The 17,775-nt window shown below is 44.9% G+C and carries 19 protein-coding genes; 1 reads left to right on the top strand and 18 read right to left on the bottom strand.

Annotated features, from left to right (window positions below):
* Nucleotides 1–101: 101 nt before the first annotated feature.
* From asnB to pyrE, 14 genes are all read right to left on the bottom strand, one after another.
* Nucleotides 102–1,955, bottom strand: a complete 1,854-nt coding sequence (gene asnB / locus B5F53_RS13095) for an asparagine synthase (glutamine-hydrolyzing) (protein ID WP_087224135.1) — start codon at nt 1,953–1,955, stop codon at nt 102–104.
* A gap of 28 nt (nt 1,956–1,983) precedes the next feature.
* The gene (locus B5F53_RS13090; protein ID WP_087224133.1) at nt 1,984–2,565 is read right to left on the bottom strand and encodes a dipicolinate synthase subunit B; all 582 of its coding nucleotides are present in this window, start codon (nt 2,563–2,565) and stop codon (nt 1,984–1,986) included.
* 18 nt (nt 2,566–2,583) lie between these two features.
* A complete protein-coding gene (locus tag B5F53_RS13085; protein WP_087224132.1) occupies nt 2,584–3,453 on the bottom strand; it encodes a dipicolinate synthase subunit DpsA in 870 nt (289 codons plus the stop codon).
* Nucleotides 3,454–3,578: 125 nt separating this feature from the next.
* Nucleotides 3,579–4,772, bottom strand: a complete 1,194-nt coding sequence (locus tag B5F53_RS13080) for an FprA family A-type flavoprotein (protein ID WP_087224130.1) — start codon at nt 4,770–4,772, stop codon at nt 3,579–3,581.
* Nucleotides 4,773–4,790: 18 nt separating this feature from the next.
* Complete coding sequence (purD, locus tag B5F53_RS13075; RefSeq protein WP_087224128.1) at nt 4,791–6,062, bottom strand: phosphoribosylamine--glycine ligase; 1,272 nt, start codon at nt 6,060–6,062, stop codon at nt 4,791–4,793.
* An 11-nt stretch (nt 6,063–6,073) separates the two neighbouring features.
* On the bottom strand, nt 6,074–6,700 hold the full coding sequence (purN, locus tag B5F53_RS13070; protein WP_087224126.1) for a phosphoribosylglycinamide formyltransferase: 627 nt from the start codon (nt 6,698–6,700) through the stop codon (nt 6,074–6,076).
* Nucleotides 6,694–7,719, bottom strand: a complete 1,026-nt coding sequence (purM, locus tag B5F53_RS13065) for a phosphoribosylformylglycinamidine cyclo-ligase (protein ID WP_087224124.1) — start codon at nt 7,717–7,719, stop codon at nt 6,694–6,696. The genes purN and purM overlap by 7 nt, the downstream gene beginning before the upstream one ends.
* A gap of 16 nt (nt 7,720–7,735) precedes the next feature.
* The gene (gene purE, locus B5F53_RS13060) at nt 7,736–8,242 is read right to left on the bottom strand and encodes a 5-(carboxyamino)imidazole ribonucleotide mutase (RefSeq protein ID WP_087224122.1); all 507 of its coding nucleotides are present in this window, start codon (nt 8,240–8,242) and stop codon (nt 7,736–7,738) included.
* Nucleotides 8,243–8,320: 78 nt separating this feature from the next.
* Entirely contained in the window at nt 8,321–10,324 is a 2,004-nt protein-coding gene (locus B5F53_RS13055) for an aminopeptidase (RefSeq protein WP_087224155.1), read from the bottom strand.
* Between the two features lie 65 nt (nt 10,325–10,389).
* Nucleotides 10,390–11,001: an HD domain-containing protein gene (locus B5F53_RS13050; RefSeq protein WP_087224120.1), complete on the bottom strand. Its 612-nt coding sequence runs from the start codon at nt 10,999–11,001 to the stop codon at nt 10,390–10,392.
* A 1-nt stretch (nt 11,002) separates the two neighbouring features.
* Entirely contained in the window at nt 11,003–11,317 is a 315-nt protein-coding gene (locus B5F53_RS13045; RefSeq protein ID WP_087224118.1) for a hypothetical protein, read from the bottom strand.
* Complete coding sequence (locus tag B5F53_RS13040) at nt 11,301–11,774, bottom strand: VanZ family protein (protein WP_204246937.1); 474 nt, start codon at nt 11,772–11,774, stop codon at nt 11,301–11,303. The genes B5F53_RS13045 and B5F53_RS13040 overlap by 17 nt, the downstream gene beginning before the upstream one ends.
* A gap of 76 nt (nt 11,775–11,850) precedes the next feature.
* A complete protein-coding gene (locus tag B5F53_RS20125) occupies nt 11,851–12,003 on the bottom strand; it encodes a hypothetical protein (protein ID WP_204246936.1) in 153 nt (50 codons plus the stop codon).
* A 24-nt stretch (nt 12,004–12,027) separates the two neighbouring features.
* Nucleotides 12,028–12,702: an orotate phosphoribosyltransferase gene (pyrE, locus tag B5F53_RS13035; protein ID WP_087224151.1), complete on the bottom strand. Its 675-nt coding sequence runs from the start codon at nt 12,700–12,702 to the stop codon at nt 12,028–12,030.
* Between the two features lie 182 nt (nt 12,703–12,884).
* Between pyrE and B5F53_RS13030 the strand changes: the two genes are divergently transcribed.
* Entirely contained in the window at nt 12,885–14,216 is a 1,332-nt protein-coding gene (locus tag B5F53_RS13030; protein ID WP_087224116.1) for an MATE family efflux transporter, read from the top strand.
* A gap of 74 nt (nt 14,217–14,290) precedes the next feature.
* On the opposite strand, the gene asrC is transcribed toward B5F53_RS13030, so the two are convergent.
* Genes asrC through B5F53_RS13010 form a run of 4 tightly spaced genes read right to left on the bottom strand, consistent with a single transcriptional unit; the run spans nt 14,291 to nt 17,769 of the window.
* Nucleotides 14,291–15,256 (bottom strand): sulfite reductase subunit C, encoded by a 966-nt coding sequence (gene asrC / locus B5F53_RS13025; RefSeq protein WP_087224149.1) that lies wholly within the window; start codon nt 15,254–15,256, stop codon nt 14,291–14,293.
* 19 nt (nt 15,257–15,275) lie between these two features.
* Nucleotides 15,276–16,064, bottom strand: a complete 789-nt coding sequence (asrB, locus tag B5F53_RS13020) for an anaerobic sulfite reductase subunit AsrB (protein ID WP_087224114.1) — start codon at nt 16,062–16,064, stop codon at nt 15,276–15,278.
* The gene (gene asrA / locus B5F53_RS13015; RefSeq protein WP_087224112.1) at nt 16,057–17,067 is read right to left on the bottom strand and encodes an anaerobic sulfite reductase subunit AsrA; all 1,011 of its coding nucleotides are present in this window, start codon (nt 17,065–17,067) and stop codon (nt 16,057–16,059) included. Before asrA ends, asrB begins: the two co-directional genes overlap by 8 nt.
* 12 nt (nt 17,068–17,079) lie before the next feature.
* Complete coding sequence (locus tag B5F53_RS13010) at nt 17,080–17,769, bottom strand: Crp/Fnr family transcriptional regulator (protein ID WP_087224110.1); 690 nt, start codon at nt 17,767–17,769, stop codon at nt 17,080–17,082.
* Nucleotides 17,770–17,775 lie beyond the last annotated feature (6 nt).

The following is a 17,775-nucleotide window of genomic DNA, read 5'->3' as shown; positions in this document are numbered from 1 at the left end:
TAAAAATCGCTGTAGCCCAGTAAATACAAGGGATACAGCGATTTTCTCCTTCATCAACTGTCAAAGACGGGATTATAAACTCTTTAGAAAGTAAAGCAGAACTATAACTGAATCCGAATCCTGTATTTTTCCAGCCAGTAGTTTACCTGAAGCATAAATGCCAGCATCTGAGGGCCGGCCATTAACTGACCATACCAGGGTTTTCCGTAATCCGAAGGACTCTCTGTAAATCTCTTCACTTTCCTGGAATCTATCAGTTCCCGGATGGGCGCCTTTGTATCAGAAACCACTTCCAGCAGCCGCCTTCCCAACATGCGTTCATATTCCGGATGATAGGTTTTGGGGTAAGGGCTCTTCTTTCTCCACAAAACTTCTTTGGGAAGCTTCCCTTCTCCTGCATTCCTCAGCAGCCCCTTTACAATTCCACCGGGACATTTCATTTCCCAGGGGACATTCCATACATATTCCACAATTCGGTGATCCGCCAGAGGCACCCTGGCCTCCAGACCAGAATACATACTGGTTCTGTCCATACGATCCAATAGAGTAATCATGAACCATTTCAGATTCAGATAGGCAATTTCCCTTCTCCTTTTTTCCATTGAGTTTTCTCCGAAGAGAACCGGCGTCTCTCTTATGGTTTTCTCATAAGCCGCTTTTGCGTATTCTTCCATATGCAGGTTCTGTGTTAATTCCTCTGACAGAAGTGCCTTTCTCGGTTCCATACTGGGGGACCAGGGAAACGCCTCCTGTTCAAAGGCCTCTTTCTTATGAAACCAGGGATACCCTCCGAAAATCTCATCGGCACACTCTCCGGTCAGGGTCACCTTATTATAGTCCACTACCCTGGAACAAAAGTACAGCATAGACGATTCCACATCGGCCATACAGGGCAAATCCCGGGCGTCCACGGCCTGATACAGGGCGTCTGCCAGTTTTCGGTTATCACATTCCAGATAACGATGGTTCGTGCCTGCATATTTTACCATTTCCTCTACCCAGGGACGATCCTGGCTGGGCTGAAAGCCATTGGCCCGGAAATACTTCTGATTCCCTTCAAAGTCAAAGGAAAATGTGTTCAATACCTTTCCCTGCTTCTTCAGCTCCCTGGCGCATATAGCAGTCACCAGACTGCTGTCCACCCCGCCGGATAAGAAGGTACTGATGGGAATATCGGAAAGCATCTGCATTTTTACCGCGTCTTCTACCAGAAATGCTGTCTTTTCCACTGTTTTCTCAAAGCAGTCCTCGTGGGGGATGCTTTTTAATTCCCAGTAAGGAATTTCTTTTATATCCTCTCCCCGAATCTGCAGAAAATGTCCGGGAAGAACTTCTTTCATCCCTTTGAATACACCGCTGCCGCAGGTCTTTGCCGGCCCCAGGGCAAAGATTTCGCACAGACCCTCTCTGTCCAGAACAGCCTCTGTTTCCGGATAGGCAAACAATCCTTTAAGTTCTGAAGCAAAAACCAGAGTTTCTCCGGCCTTTGTATAAAAGAGAGGTTTCACTCCTAAACGATCCCGAAACAACGTCAGCGTTTTTTCTTTCCCATCCCAGAAGGCAATCGCGAAAATTCCGTTTAATTTCTTTACATACTGCCATCCGTGAAGGAAAAAGCCATTTAAAAGAACTTCCGTATCGCTGGCTGTGACGAACACAGCTCCCTCTTTTTCCAATTCTTTCCTTAAGGGGTTCATATTATAAATTTCCCCGTTAAAGACTATGGCGCATTCCCGGTTTCCCTGTTTTTTTATCATGGGCTGGTGACCGCCAGCCAGATCGATAATGGAAAGACGTACATGGGCCAGACCGCACCCTCTGGTCAGATACGTTCCCTCATCGTCCGGTCCCCTTCGTTTCTGCACCTGATTCATCTTTTCCAGTATCTGAATCCATCTTTCCTTTCCGGTTTCAGGACAAATCTCTTTTCCGCAAAATCCGGCAATTCCACACATGGCGACTCCTCCTTTTATGGCTGCAAACTCATGACTGGATCACCGGCTGATACTGTTTGCCCAAAAGGGCTGCTTCTGCCGCCGGGATCAGAAGTTCGGTTCTGGCAATCATAGAGTTCGGTTTCTTCTGTGGATTATCCTGCCCAAAAGGCACAAAATAAATGTTCTTTGCATTTAATAAAAGTCCGATATTTTTCATATTCATTCCCAGGGCATCATTGGTGGATATAGAAATAAGCAGCGGTTTTTCATTTCTTAAATGAGCCTTTGCCGCCATGAGAACCGGAGTATCCGTAATTCCATTGGCCAGCTTCGCCGCTGTATTACCTGTACAGGGCAGGATAATTAAAAGGTCAAACAGGTTTTCCGGTCCCACGGGCTCTGCCTGAGGTATGGTCCTCATGGGCTCCCGGCCTGTAATCTCTCTGGCATTTTCTACAAATTCTTCTGCGTTTCCAAAGCGGCTGTCAAAGGTCTGGGAAGCATCTGAAAAGATGGTCTGCACCACCGCTCCTTCCCTGACCAGTTTTTCCAGTTCCGTAAACACTTTCTGATAGGTACAAAAGGATCCTGTAAGAGCGACCCCGATTCTCCTTCCTTTTAAAGACATGCTGATAGCTCCTCCCCTTCACTGAAACTCTTTTAACTCCTGTATCATCTGGCGAACCAGCTCTTTCCCACAGGATCTGGGCGCATATTTTCCCGGAAGTCCCGGATAGCTGTCTGCCTGAATCCCCAGCTCTTTGGCCGCCTTCCAGTCGATTCCTCCCGGATAGGTCGCCAGATCAAAAATGTGTGTCTGATCCGACACTTTCTTTAACTCTTCTTCTCCTAAAATGAGGGCGGGTACGGTATTGAAGATAAAATCAAATTCCCCCATATGCTTTGACAGCTCCCCGTAACATAACACCCTATCTGCCAGAACTGCTGCCTCCGCCCTTTGTTTTTCCCTTCTGGCGAACACCGTCACCTGACAGAACAGCCTGCTCAGATAGGAGACTAGGGTTTTCCCGCAAATCCCGTACCCAAGTACCAGGCATTTGCTTTTGTTCAGATTCACATCGCTTCTGGTAATGGCCTCGGCCAGAATTCCTTCTGCAGTGGCAATACTGTTAAATACCGCCACACTTTTCTTTTCCATCAGGTCATGGGCCACAGCCCCCTGCTGCTCTATCTTCTTTTTAATTTCCAACGGAATACATCCGGCAAAAAAATGCTGTCCTTTCTCCAGAAAACAGAGAAGCCCTTCTGCCTTTTCCTCCGTGCCGTTTACTTTGCCTCCTGCTTTTATCAGAGGAATTCCTGCAGCCAGAACTGGTGCCTTTTCCATACATTCTTTTGCAGAATCCATATATATATAAGCTGCATCTTTTTGAGGGTGTAAATCCAGGGGAAAATATACGCAGACCTGATACCCCTGGCGGGAAAGTTCTTCCGCCATGCAGATCTGACGGCGGTCTCCGCCCAGAACGGCTATATCAAATTCTTTCTTTTTCAATAAAATCCTTCCTTTTTTACACTCTATTTACTATATGTAATCCTGCCTGAAAAGTGAAAAGGCGCCCCGGACAGTTGCTGCAGCTGTCTGAGACGCCTTTCTTTTCCTGTTATTATATGATATTTCTATTCTGTCAGTGCCTTTACCACGGCATCCATTTCTTCTGTCTGTGTTTCTTTCAGAGCAGATTTTACTGTTACCTGGGGTTCTACGATTTCGATGTCTTTCATCGTTTCCAGAATCGCCCGCATATGTTTTGCAGCAGAGACTGCCCAGGTGCCGTTTTCCATAACCGCTACCTTACGGTTCTTCAGTCCGTGAGCTTTTAAGTCTAACAGCAGGGTTTCCATCTTCGGAAACAGCCCGCCGTTATAAGTAGGCGCTGCAAATACCAGACGGTTCACGCGGAAAGCCTCCGATAACACTTCCGATACATCTGTTACCGATACATCGTACATGGCAATGTTCTTCACGCCTGCATCTGCCAGTCTGGAAGCCAGAACTTCCGCCGCGTTCTGGGTGTTTCCATAAATAGATGCATAGGCAATCATTACGCTGTCATCTTCCGGTGTGTAGGTGCTCCATTTCTGGTATTTATCCAGGAACCAGCCAATGTTTTCTCTCCAGATCGGTCCATGAAGAGGACAGATCATTTCGATCTCAATGGTGGCTGCCTTTTTCAGAACTGCCTGTACCTGTGTTCCGTATTTTCCCACAATATTTGTATAGTACCGTCTCGCATCCGGCAGCCATTCTGTCTCAAAGTTTACTTCATCTGCATACAGATTTCCGTTTAAGGCTCCAAAGGTACCAAAGGCGTCTGCACTGAATAAGATCTTATCTGTGGTGTCATAGGTTACCATAACTTCCGGCCAGTGAACCATTGGTGCGAATACAAAGGTCAGGGTATGTTTTCCTGTATTTAAAGTGTCTCCCTCTTTTACAATCAGAGTGCGGGAATCCACGTCAAAGTTAAAAAACTGTTTAATCATGTTTACGGTCTTTGCGTTTGCCACCAGCTTAACATCCGGATAGCGAAGAACCACTTCCCCGATGGTAGCCGCATGATCCGGTTCCATATGATTCACAATCAGATAATCCAGATTTCTTCCGTTTAACGCATATTCCACATTTTCAAAGAACTGTCCGCTGACAGATTTATCTACGGTATCCAGCAGAACTGTTTTTTCATCTGACAGTACATAAGAATTGTAAGATACTCCTCTTGGGATAGGAAACATATTTTCAAACAGAGCCAGACGGCGATCGTTTCCTCCAACCCAGTACAGATCTTCTTTGATTTTCTTTACACAGTGCATCCTTACCTCTCCTTTCTCTCAGGCTTCGTCAATAGCCTTTCCTATATCGTGGCGCATATATTTATTGGCAAAGTTAATCCAGTTCGTTGCCTCGTAGGCATTTTTTCTCGCCTCTTTTAAATCTTTTCCTTTTGCGGTAATTCCCAGGACACGTCCTCCGTTGGTTACAATCTGCTCTCCGTCCAGTCTGGTTCCTGCATGGAAACAGTAATATCCGTCTTTGTCCTTAAAATTTTCAAAACCGGTAATGGGGATTCCCTTCTCATATTTTACAGGGTATCCTTCTGAAGCCAGTACGACACAGACTGCCGCGTTGTCTTCAAATTTCAGATCTACCTGATCCAAAGTACCGTCAATGCAGCTTTCCACCACCTCAATGATGTCATTTTCCATACGCGGAAGAACTACCTGGGCCTCCGGATCCCCGAAACGGGCATTGTATTCCAATACTTTGGGGCCTTCTTCAGTAAGCATTAAACCGAAGAAAATGATTCCCTTAAAGGGTCTTCCCTCTGCCTTCATAGCATCTACGGTCGCCTGGTAAATATATTTCTGGCAGAAGTCGTCCACTTCTTTTGTATAGAAGGGGCTTGGGGAGAAGGTTCCCATTCCGCCTGTATTCAGTCCCTGATCTCCGTCTTTGGCACGCTTGTGATCCTGTGCGGAAGTCATAGTTTTAATGGTGTTTCCATCCACAAAAGAAAGTACCGATACTTCCCGGCCGGTCATAAACTCCTCGATTACCATGGTATTTCCGGCTGTACCGAATTTCTTATCTTCCATGATTTCTTTCACGCCTGCTTTGGCTTCTTCCAGAGTATTACAGATTAAAACTCCTTTTCCCAGAGCCAGGCCGTCCGCCTTTAAGACGATGGGGAATTTCGCTGTTTCCAGATAAGCCAGAGCCTTTGCCGGATCCTGAAAATTCTCGTAAGCCGCCGTTGGAATGTTATATTTTTTCATTAAATCTTTGGAAAAGGCTTTCGATCCTTCGAGGATGGCCGCATTTTTTCTTGGTCCGAAGACCCGCAGGCCTCTTTCCTCAAATACATCCACAATTCCTCCCACAAGGGGATCGTCCATTCCCACAATAGTTAAATCAATTTCTTCTTTCTGAGCAAAGTCTGCCAGTTTTTCAAATTCCATAGCCCCAATGGGAACACACTGAGCGATTTCCCCGATTCCCGCATTTCCGGGAGCGCAGTAAATCTTATCTGCTTTGTCACTTTTTGCGACGCTCCAGGCAATTGCATGTTCTCTTCCGCCGCTTCCTACAATCAATACTTTCATGATTTCCTCCGTTATCCGCAAATATGAACCTTGTTATTTTCTACTTTTATCTTATCATTTGCAATCAGTTGAACTGCCCTTGGCAGAAGAATCCATTCCGCCTGCTCCATCACCCGTCTCTGGAGAGTTTCAGGCGTATCTTCCGGCAAAACCTCTACTGCCTTTTGAAGTATGATCGGACCTGTATCCGTTCCGGCATCCACAAAATGCACCGTTGCCCCTGTTACTTTTACCCCTCTTTCCAGTACGCCTTCATGAACCTTCAGGCCATAATAGCCGGTACCGCAGAAAGACGGAATTAAAGAAGGGTGAATGTTAATAATCCGGTTTGGGAAGGCATCCACAATTACCGGGGGAATGGCTACCAGATAACCGGCCAGCACAATCAGATCAATTTCTTCCTCCTGCAGTTTTCCAAGCAGAGCCTGGTGAAACTCCTCTCTGGTTGCGTATTCCTTAGGGGAAATGCAGGATCCGGAGATGCCATGCTTCTTCGCCCTCTCCAAAGCGTAAGCATTCCGGTTATTGCTGATAACTGCCTGAATCCTGGCATTTGTAATGTTTCCATTTTCAATGGCGTCAATAATCGCCTGCAGATTCGTCCCGCCGCCGGAAACAAGTACGCCGATTTTTAACATAAGGTAACTCCTTTATCTCCTGCTGTGATTTTTCCCACAATATACGGGGTTTCCCCGGAAGCTTTGATGGCCTCCATGGTTTTATCCACGTCTTTTTCGTCCACTGCCAGAATCATTCCGAGACCCATATTATAGGTATTGTACATCATCTGTTCCTCAATCTGCCCTTTCTGGGCCAGGAGTCTGAAAACCGGAGGAACGGGATAACTGTCCTTCTCAATAACCGCATGGGTTCCTTCTTTTAACATACGCGGAACATTCTCGTAGAAACCGCCGCCGGTAATATGGCTGCAGGCATGAATCTTCACGCCGTTTTCCTTAATGGATTTCAGGGCTTTTACATAAATTTTGGTAGGAGCAATCAGAGCCTCTCCCAGAGTTTTGCCCAGTTCGTCGTAATATGTATCCAGAGATTCTCTGGTCATCTCGAAAACTTTACGCACCAGTGAGAAACCGTTACTGTGTACGCCGGAGGAAGCCATTCCGATTAACACGTCTCCCTCTTTTAACATCTCGCCTGTGATTAAATCTTTTTTATCTACAATTCCTACGGCAAACCCGGCCAGATCGTATTCGTCTTCCGGATAAAAGCCCGGCATCTCTGCCGTTTCACCGCCAATCAGAGCAGCTTCTGACTGCACACAGCCGTCAGTGACCCCTTTTACAATCTCTGCGATTTTCTCAGGATAATTCTTTCCGCAGGCAATATAATCCAGGAAAAACAAAGGTTCTCCGCCTGCGCAGGCAATATCATTTACACACATGGCAACACAGTCGATTCCCACGGTATCATGTTTGTCCATAAGAAATGCCAGTTTCAGTTTGGTTCCCACACCATCCGTACCGGATACCAGAGTGGGTTCTTCCATGTTTTTAAAGGCGTTCATAGAAAACGCACCGGAAAATCCTCCGATACCGCCCAGAACTTCCGGACGCATGGTCTTTGCAATATGTTCTTTCATCAGTTCTACTGATTTGTAACCAGCTTCAATATCCACACCTGCTTTTTTATAATCCATCGTATCCTCCAAATTTTTATTTTGTATAATTTTTATATCCTGTTTCCTGCAGCTTCTCATCTTTCTTTACAACCTGTTCCTTTAATTCCCGGCTGTAAGCTTTTAAACGTTCCAGAATCTCTGCATCAGAAGTTGCTAAAATCTTAGCTGCCAAAAGTCCTGCATTGGCGCCACCGTTAATTGCCACCGTTGCAACCGGAATTCCGGAAGGCATCTGCACGATGGAGTACAGAGAATCTCTTCCCCCTAAAGAAGTGGTATGCATGGGGATTCCAATTACCGGCATTGGAAAAATAGCTGCACACATACCCGGCAGATGAGCTGCCATGCCGGCGCCTGCGATAATCACTTTAAATCCTTTTTCTTCTGCAGTTTTTGCATACTCAAAGAATACATCCGGCTCCCGGTGAGCGGAAATAATCTTCATTTCAAACTCGATTCCCAGTTTTTCCAAAATATCTGCCGCCTTGCTCATTACAGGCATGTCTGAATCACTGCCCATTACAATTCCAACTTTTGCCATGACTTTTCTCCTTTTCGTATATAAAAATTTTTTGTTTCATCTTCTACGCGTAAATTCTACTAGGGTTCCCGTCATCTGTCAACATTCAAAGGGCTGATTTAACTTTTCTGTCCCCTCCAGCACGAACCGTCCGTCTTCAATAATGGATATTTCCTGTTCTCCCATTGTCCGGATACTTTCCAACTCCTCATAGGGGATGGTAATGTCTGTGTGACATCCATAATAGGCCTTACTCAAATCATCTTTTCTTAAAACAGAGATTTCATTATCCCTGGCAATAATTTCCCGTCCATCCGGATTAAAGACAGCCGTATCCTCGCTCCAGCTATAGCAGGTATCCCCCACGGCAAAATGGGGACCCATTTTCTCTGCAATCAGGATAGGCAGCTTATCCCCAATCTGATATTTTGCCGCCGCCACATATGCGGTAGTATTGGTTCCGATGGCAAACTCTCCCATAGGAAGCTTCTCATGGTGATACAGAATATTTTCTTCGATATATTTTCTGTTTTCCTCTTCTTCTTCAAAATTGCTGCAGCTGTAATCTGTCACCAGCCCGTCTGTAAAAGTCAGCTTCAGATTCTGAAAGAGCAGTCCGTTTAAATAGACCCTTGACACATGGAGCACACCGTTTGTTCCTTCTAAAACCGGGGAAGTAAACACCTCTCCCACAGGAATGTTCACATCTGCCACGCAGTTTTCAAAATTGGTCTGCTTCTTTATATCCTCAAGGGAATGCAGATGGATTTTCAGATCCGTCACATTCTCTCCCTTCCCTTTGATTCTTACCCACTGGCTGCTGTCTAAGGCCAGAATGATTTTCTGCTGAATTTTTTCATAAAGTCTGGAATCCAGTGTATTGATCTTCACAATCTCCCCGAAAATCTCTCCAAAATCTTCCCAGGTATCTGCAATTTCCGGCACAGGATAGGCAATGATAGTAAAGCTCCTTTCCTCTCCTTTTATATACCGGTTTGTTATCTGTCCGGCTTCATTATCCATCTCTACCCGCAGTTTCTGCTGGTGGGGAGACAGACTGAGAGCTTCTTCACAGGCTGCCGGAGAGAACGGCTTTTCTCCGAAAGTTTCAATGCAGGCCGGGCCTCCATGCACATCTGCCAGAGCCTGATATTTCTCGTAAGCCATCTGCATGGACCGAAGTTTTCTCTTTACAAAGTCTCCGTCTAAAAACAGAGCCTCGTCCCCTCTGTGATCGTACTCATACTGAAGGTTTGCGCTGCCTCCCAGATAGCCGATTTTATGCTGCTGTCTTTTATTTACAATATGGGTGGCCGCCCGGTAGATGGTGGGCTTTAACCCCATCTTCTCAAACTGCAAAATGGCTGAGCGGACCATTCTTTCAAATCCCAGGGTGTAGCGGATATTCACTGTTTTCTTCTTGCTCAAATCTTTTCTGGTAGCAAGAAATCCCTGACGGTACCCTTCTGTATAAGTGGCCGCCATACTGTCAATCTCCTCCTGAGAAAGGGAATTTAAAAATTTCGCCACCCCAAGTTCATTGGAGGAAACATACTCCCCATAGAGATATAAATACCGCAGATCCTCCAGATCCTGTTCCATAATAATCTTCGCGGCAAAGTCCGCCTGAGGATCCAGGCTGACACGAATCCGGTCTTCCACCATAGGCTGACAGTAGTCATTCACATACCAGTACAGAATATCCCGGATTTCCCTGGGGGTGGGAAGCTCTTCCGCCGTAAAGGCGAAATATACTTCCAGAAACAGCTCCAGGCATACGGTCATATCCCAGATTTTCTTCTCAAAGGCATAGGCAATGGTTCCCCGAAGCTCTGCGTACAGAAAGCTCAGCTCTTTCCCGTAAGGGTCTAAAACCTCTGCGGCATAAGCCGGGTTCCCGTAGGATGTCTTGTAATTTTCCGGCTGAATATCCTCGTACAGCTTCTGGTTCTGCCGGGAAAGAGTATCTAAAGTCTCTCCTTCGCCGTAGGATTGTCCGGGCTCCAGTTTTCTTTTCTCTTCCAGAATCTGGATTGTCATCTGCAAAAAGTCTGCAGTCCCGGAAAAAAAATCCCGGTACGGCTCTGGAACCTGCTCTTCCATGGTAATTTCATGAATTCTGTCTTTGGCCAGCTCATACCTTTCTAAATTCAGTTTCTCCAATGATTTTAAACTTCCTTTCTGCAATCAGTCTCGTCGTCTTTCACTGTCCCTTTTTCTATATTTTTCTCAACAATTTTTTTCATATACTCCCAAATCTTCGGAGCGCCCAGTTCTGTACGGCTGTTTCTTTTATAAATCTGATTTTTATAAACCTGATGCTCCTCCCAGCCTTTTCCTCCTGAAGCGTCATTGAGAATTAAAGGCTGACAGTTATCCAGTACATGGGCATACCGGGCTTCCGGGGTTTCATAAGCTTCAAATTCTTCCCACAGATCCCGCATCTCTTTTTCCTGATCTTCCGGCAGTAAACCGAAAAGGCGATCAGCAGCTTTTACTTCTCTGGCTCTTTGGGTTTTCAGCATCTCCTCGTCATAAGCGAAGGTATCTCCCGCGTCAATTTCCACAATATCGTGAATCAGCACCATGGTAATCACACGTAGCAAATCCACATCCTCCCTGGCATATTCCTTTAAAAGTACTGCCATTAATGCCAGATGCCAGGAATGCTCCGCATCGTTTTCTTTTCTTTTTCCGTCTGCCAGATACGTCTGGCGATAAATATTTTTAATTTTATCCGCTTCCAGGATAAATTTCATCTGTTGTTCTAATCGTTCCATATTACACCCCTATTAAAAACAATCCCAGCCATCCCACCATGATGACTCCATTGGCAATGGACCCCACTATACTTACTCTGTGGCTTCGGTGTTCCTGGGAAAAACTTTTCAGCCCCTGTAAAAAGCCGTAAACAGAACTTAACATGGCAAATACGCTGATCCCGCCTACAACAACTCCTCCGTTCCCTTCCATAAGGAAAGAAATAAAGACCGCAGCCAAAAACAGGAACACGGAAATTCCCGCAATCCACACAGAAGCAACTCCTTTTTCCGCTTCCTTCTGCTGTGCAAATGCATATCTATATCTTTTTGCCATAGTAAATTCTCCTTATCTTATCGCAAAGTAAAAACAAAATGCATCCCAGAAAAGTGCCCACCGTGTTCAATATTAAATCATCCACGTCAAAACATCCCACCTTTGTCAGAAGCTGAATAATTTCCACAAATAAGCTGAACAAAAAGCCGGAAAGTGTGATAAAAAAACAGCTTCGTATCCGGGGAATAATAACTGGCAAGATAAAGCCAAGCGGCATAAACCCGATAATATTTCCGGCTATATTGGCAAATACAGCAAATGCTCCCAACTGTTCACGGTACGTCCAGAAACGCCGTATCTCAAGAAACGGAATCAGGTTATACCGGTATGCTCTTTCCACATCGGCCGCCCTTCCATACTCTTCTGAAAAAAACAGAAAGTAAATCAGAAGCAGTACATAAAGAATAAACAGGAAAAGTCCCCATCTGCGAATTAATTGTTTGGTTCCTTTTTTCAAGATAATTACCCCTGTATCAGACAGTTCAAAAGGGACTGCTGTAACATGCAACGGCCCCTTCCTGATTCTGCTCTTTCTATATCATAATTTCATATTTTCTTTTCAGTAACTGTACCCCGTTAATAATCGTCAGAGTTCCTGCCACAATCCCTGTTACAAGCACAACAATCCCGATAGCAAGATTTCCTGCTCCTGTCCTTGACATGGTTTTATAGATTTTTTCATTCATGGCTGATACCTCCTTCTTGTGTGATTATTCTGCGCCATACTGTTCATAATATGCATCAATCGCCTTTTTTATGGTATCGTCAATGACAATTCTTCCTTTATATTCTTTGTTATAAAGGTGTTCTACCACTTCAGCCATGGTAACAATAGCAGTGGTCTGAAGTCCGTAATTCTCTTCGATTTCTTTCAGTGCGCTTTTGGTTCCCTGTCCTCTCTCCATCCGATCCACAGAAACCACAAGTCCTACAGGGTTTACTTCTCCCTGGGCTTTAATGATTGGAAGGGTTTCCTGAATCGAAGTACCTGCTGTGGTCACATCTTCAATAATAATCACCTTATCGCCGTCTTCGATGGGGCTTCCCAGAAGGATTCCCTTATCGCCGTGATCTTTTACTTCTTTCCGGTTGGAGCAGTAACGGATATCCTTTCCGTACATTTCACTGATTGCCATGGTAGCGGCTACTGTCAGAGGAATTCCCTTATAAGCCGGTCCGAATAAAACGTCAAAGTCCAGACCAAATTTGCTTTCAATGGCCTTCGCATAGTACTGCCCCAGTTTCCGAAGCTGCGCGCCCGTCCGGTAGAAACCGGTATTTACAAAGAAAGGTGTCTTTCTTCCGCTCTTAGTCACAAAATCTCCGAATTTTAATACATTACAGTCTATCATAAATTCAATAAATTCTTTCTTATACTGTTCCATCTTCCTTAAAACCTCCGTTTTATCTGATTCAATTCTTTTCAATTTTACCATACCTGGAAGAGTTTTTCAATTCACCAATTTCCCTTTCCCATTTATAAAGTTTTTTTATTGAATTTAATACGAAATCGTATTATGATCATTAGTACGATGTACCGGATTCGATAAAATAGAAGGAGAAGAACATGAAGATTCAGTTATCCAGCCACTTTACTTACAAGAAACTGTTTTATTTTTGTCTCTCCCCTGTTATCATGATGATCTTTACTTCCATCTACGGGGTTGTGGACGGATTTTTCGTATCAAATTTTGTGGGAAAAGTACCATTTGCAGCAATCAATCTGGTGATGCCTTTTATTATGATACTGGGAGGCGTAGGGTTTATGATTGGAACCGGCGGAAGCGCCTTAATCGCCAAAACCCTGGGAGAAGATAATCCGGAACTGGCGAACTGCTATTTTACAATGCTGGTAAAACTTACAGTTGTTCTGGGAATTTTGCTTTCGCTGATCGGCATTGTATTTATACGTCCTATCTCTTATTTACTTGGGGCCACGGATGCCATGATAGATGACTGCGTCATTTACGGAAGGACTGTGCTGGCATTTAATACTGCCTTTATGCTTCAAAACGTATTTCAGACATTTTTAGCTGCTGCTGAAAAACCGAGACTGGGGCTTGTTGTGACGGCAATGGCAGGCATTACAAACATGATTTTAGACGCTTTGTTTATCGCTGTTTTCCACTGGGGCGTTGCGGGAGCGGCAATCGCCACAGGTATCGGCCAGTGTGTGGGCGGAATTCTTCCTCTGATTTATTTTCTCCGTCCCAACAGCAGTCGTCTGCAGTTCAGGAAGTCCGGAATTGACGGCAGAGCTTTATTAAAGGCCTGTGCCAACGGCTCGTCGGAACTTATGAGCAATATTTCTTCTTCGTTAATCAGTGTCATTTATAATCTTCAGCTTATAAAATTCGCAGGAGAAAACGGCGTCGCCGCCTATGGCACCATTATGTATTTCCAGTTTATTTTTATCGCTATATTTATTGGCTATACCATCGGAACTTCGCCGATTATCAGCTATCATTACGGTGCAGGAAATACCGGCGAATTAAAAAACCTGCTGAAAAAGAGCATGACTCTCGTAGGCGCGGCCGGCATCATTATGACAGTGGCCGCATGGGTACTTGCCGGTCCCCTTTCAGAGATATTTGTGGGGTATGACAGGGAATTGTTCGATTTAACCAGACATGCGTTCCGGATATTTGCCTTTTCCTTTCTTTTAGCAGGTGTGAATATTTTCTCCTCTGCATTTTTTACCGCCCTCAATAACGGCGGGGTATCAGCGGCAATCTCTTTTATGCGGACACTTGTATTTCAGATTGTCTCTGTTTTAGCTCTTCCTGTCTTTTTCGGCCTGGACGGTATCTGGTACTCTATTACAGTTGCCGAAGTTCTTGCTTTTTGTGTTGCACTGATCTTTTTGCTGCTGAACCGTAGGAAATACCATTATGCCTGATTGGAATCAATAATTTTAAGGCGGATACATCCTCTTATACAGGGATATATCCGCCTTTTCTCTTCTTTAATCATTTACCGGTAATGAATCCCGCTCCAGTAAACATTTTCTTTTACAATGGTTTCCGGCAGTAAGTCTACTCCATCCAAAGCCCATTTTTTAAATTCATGGAATCCGACCCGGTCTATGATGTAGCCGATATGCTCCTTTCCACCGGGCGCATTGGGATTGATGTATTGTTTTACAAATTTATAGGTATTTAAAATAACTTTGATAATGGTATCTTCATCTGCCCACACCAGGAAGTCTTCTCCCAGACGGGGATTTCTCTTTCCTGTACGTCCCATAATCGTAAGCCGGTAGTATTTCTGTTCGCTTCTGGTCCATGCGCGGGTAGGACATTTGGTCACGCATACCCCACAACCCACACACTTTTCCTTATTATGTACAATCTTATAATTTTCCATCTTAAGGGCGTTTACTGAGAGAGAGTCGCAGCCTTTGACACAGGCATTGCAGCTTACGCATCTGGACGGATCATACTGGGGCAGTGTCATACCGATAATTCCGAAATCGTGCATCCTGGCTTTAATACAGTCGTTGGCACAGCCTGTAAGAGCAACTTTGAAATGCAGATCATTGGGAAAAATCGCTTTTTCAATTCTTTTTGCAAAAGCTGCGGTATTATAATTTCCAAAAGGACAGACCCGGTTTCCAATACAGGCGCTGACATTGCGGGTTCCGGAAGACGCATAACCGGTGCCCGGATCTTCCTGATTAATATCCAGATTTTCAATAACCGGCTGAAGCATTTCATTGACTTTCCCCATATCTTCCAGAGCGATTCCTTCAATTTCAAATCCCTGACGGGTAGTGATATGTACCTGTCCGTTTCCGTATTCCTTTGCAATTTCCGCAACTTTCATCAGCACGTCTGCATTGCAGGCTCCCCCCGGCACCCGGACTCTGGAGGCTGTGATGCCTCTGTGCTTGGAAACACGAAATGCATTCTTTTTCAGTTTCTTTGTATTTACATCTATATGCATAAAGCCAGACCTCCTAATCTACTAATTTCTTTCCATCTGTATAACGGAAGACCGGTCCGTCCAGACAAATATACGCATCTCCCATTCGGCAATGACCGCATTTTCCCAGTCCGCAGCACATTTTCCTCTCCTGGGAAATCCAAATCTGTTCGTCACAAATTTCCCGCTTCTTCAGCTCTTCCACAGCGAACTTCATCATGATCGGAGGTCCTACAACGATAGCCGCCACATTTTCTTTCTGTTCAAAAGTCAGATCCGGAATATATTTTGTCACCAGACCCACACGGTAGCCCGGTTCTTCGGCAGCATCCACAGTAACCGTTAAATCCATCTGCTTTTCCCAGCGTTTTATATCGTCTTTAAACAAGATGTCTTTGGGAGATTTAAAACCGGCAATTACTTTCATGGATTTTACTTTTTCCGGATGATTTCCGAAGTAGTCAATTACGCCTTTCACCGGGGAAACTCCGGTTCCTCCGGCCACAATTACCAGCTCTTTTCCTTCATAGTCAGAAATCTGAAATCCATTTCCATAGGGGCCTCTCATAAAAAGGCTTTTGCCTTCCTGGTTTTCAAAAACTTCATTTGTTACTTTTCCTACTTTTCGGATAGTCAGATCCACATAGTCTTCTCCGATTCCGCTGACAGAAATAGGAGCCTCTCCGAATTTCGGCACTGAAACTTCAAAAAACTGGCCGGGTTTGACTGCACCTTCGTAGTGCATCCGGAAGGTATATTCGATTTCTGTGTGACGAATAATTTCTTTAATCTGAGACAGAAACGGCACATAGGCGTTAGTCATTTTCATTCCCTCCAATCTTTGACAGTTTATGCAGGCATTCTATGTAAGAAATATACTCCGGACATACGTTTTCACAACGGCCGCAGCCCACGCACATGTGATAGCCAAATCGGTTCTTGTAATTGTATACTTTATGGAGAACTTTAAAGCGCATCCTTTCTCCCTGATCTTTCCGGAAAGAAATCCCTCCCGCCATGTCCGTATAGCCGTCCACCTGACAGGACGCCCATACTCTGCGGCGTTCTCCTGCATTTTCATTGTCTTTATAAAAAATATCCTGCATGGTGAAACAGGTACAGGTGGGACAGACAAAGTTGCAGCGGCCACAGCCGATACATCTGCCTGCGTACTCCTTCCAGACTTGGGATCCGGCAATATCAGCCGGAAGATTCTCCGGTACGGGAACCACTTCCTCATTTTCTGTTACATATTGTATTTCCTGTACCGCTTCCGGCACCTGGATTCCTTCCGTATAAGAAGCAAGGGCTGAATCGGAAAACTCCAGATACAAATCTCCCTCTTTCGTTCTGTGACAATAAGCGTCAAAGTTTTCCGTCCGGTTAGTATTCATACTTACGCAGAAGCAGGAATCAAAGGACTGGCTGCATCCTATAAGAACAAATTTTGCTTTTTCCCGGATTCTTTTATAATAATAATCCTCCGGTCCATTGTTCAGATAAATATCGTCCAGACGCTTCAGGGCGTTTATTTCACAGGCCCGTAAAAAAATCAGGCGAGGCTTCTTATCGTCCGGTATCTGGGTTGCATTCTCCGTAAAATACAAAATCGTGTCCGAAATGGGGAGCAGGGCTTCTTTAAAACTGTAGTCTGATTTCGCATTCCATACAATTTCATCGAAAGAATCAATGCGTCCATAGCGTATGGTATCCGTATCGGAATAGCAGCCATCGCCTCTCCAGCGTTTTGGTGCATAGACATCATAGTCTTTTTTCAGGTTTTCCAAAAGCACGTCAAGCGCTTTCCGGTTCCATAGGTTTCCCATAAATACACTCCTTTACATTTTATAAAATTCAGCAAGTCCGTCCGGATTCGGAAGAATAAACCGGCGGTTCCGATAGATTAAAAGCCCTCGTGCCGCCAGTCTTTTACATGCCCGTGAAGCATTTTCCCTGGGAACTCCCGCAAAATCTGCCATAAGAGAAATAGTAAAAGGAAGAGAAATCATAATTCCATCCTTGCAGGGAGAGCCAAAATCTCGTCCCAGTTTCCAGAGTTTTGCCGCAATCTTTCTTTCCGTCAGCATATTTCCCGCCGTATTTTTCAACTGATGAGTAAGACGCCACAGATACCGCTCATATTCTTCCAGGACCGCGCAGGTAAGAGAGAAATCCTCTTCCATGAATTTGAGAAAATCTGCCCGGCTGATTTCCAGTACCTGGACCTCTGTCACGGCCTCACAGCACAGAGCAGTAAAAGCAGTCTTTCGTATATCATGGTTTAAAAGATGTCCCTGTCCCAGAAAAAATATGATTTTCCTGTTCCCGTGCCTGGTAAGATTGTAGACGGAAACCTGGCCGGACAGTAAAATCCGTACAAAATAAGCGCGTTCCCTGTCTGAAAACACAGGTTCTTTTCTCCTGTAGGTCTGAATTCTTCCCGTATCCAGCATTGTTTGAATTCGTTTCTCAGACAAACCGCTGAAAAACTGCTGCCCCTGAAGTCGGGATACCGTAAAATTTTCCATAACTCC

The organism is Blautia sp. An249 (genome assembly GCF_002159835.1).
GTDB classification, from domain to species: Bacteria; Bacillota; Clostridia; order Lachnospirales; family Lachnospiraceae; genus Blautia_A; species Blautia_A avistercoris.
This window is presented reverse-complemented; position numbering and strand designations above follow the sequence as displayed.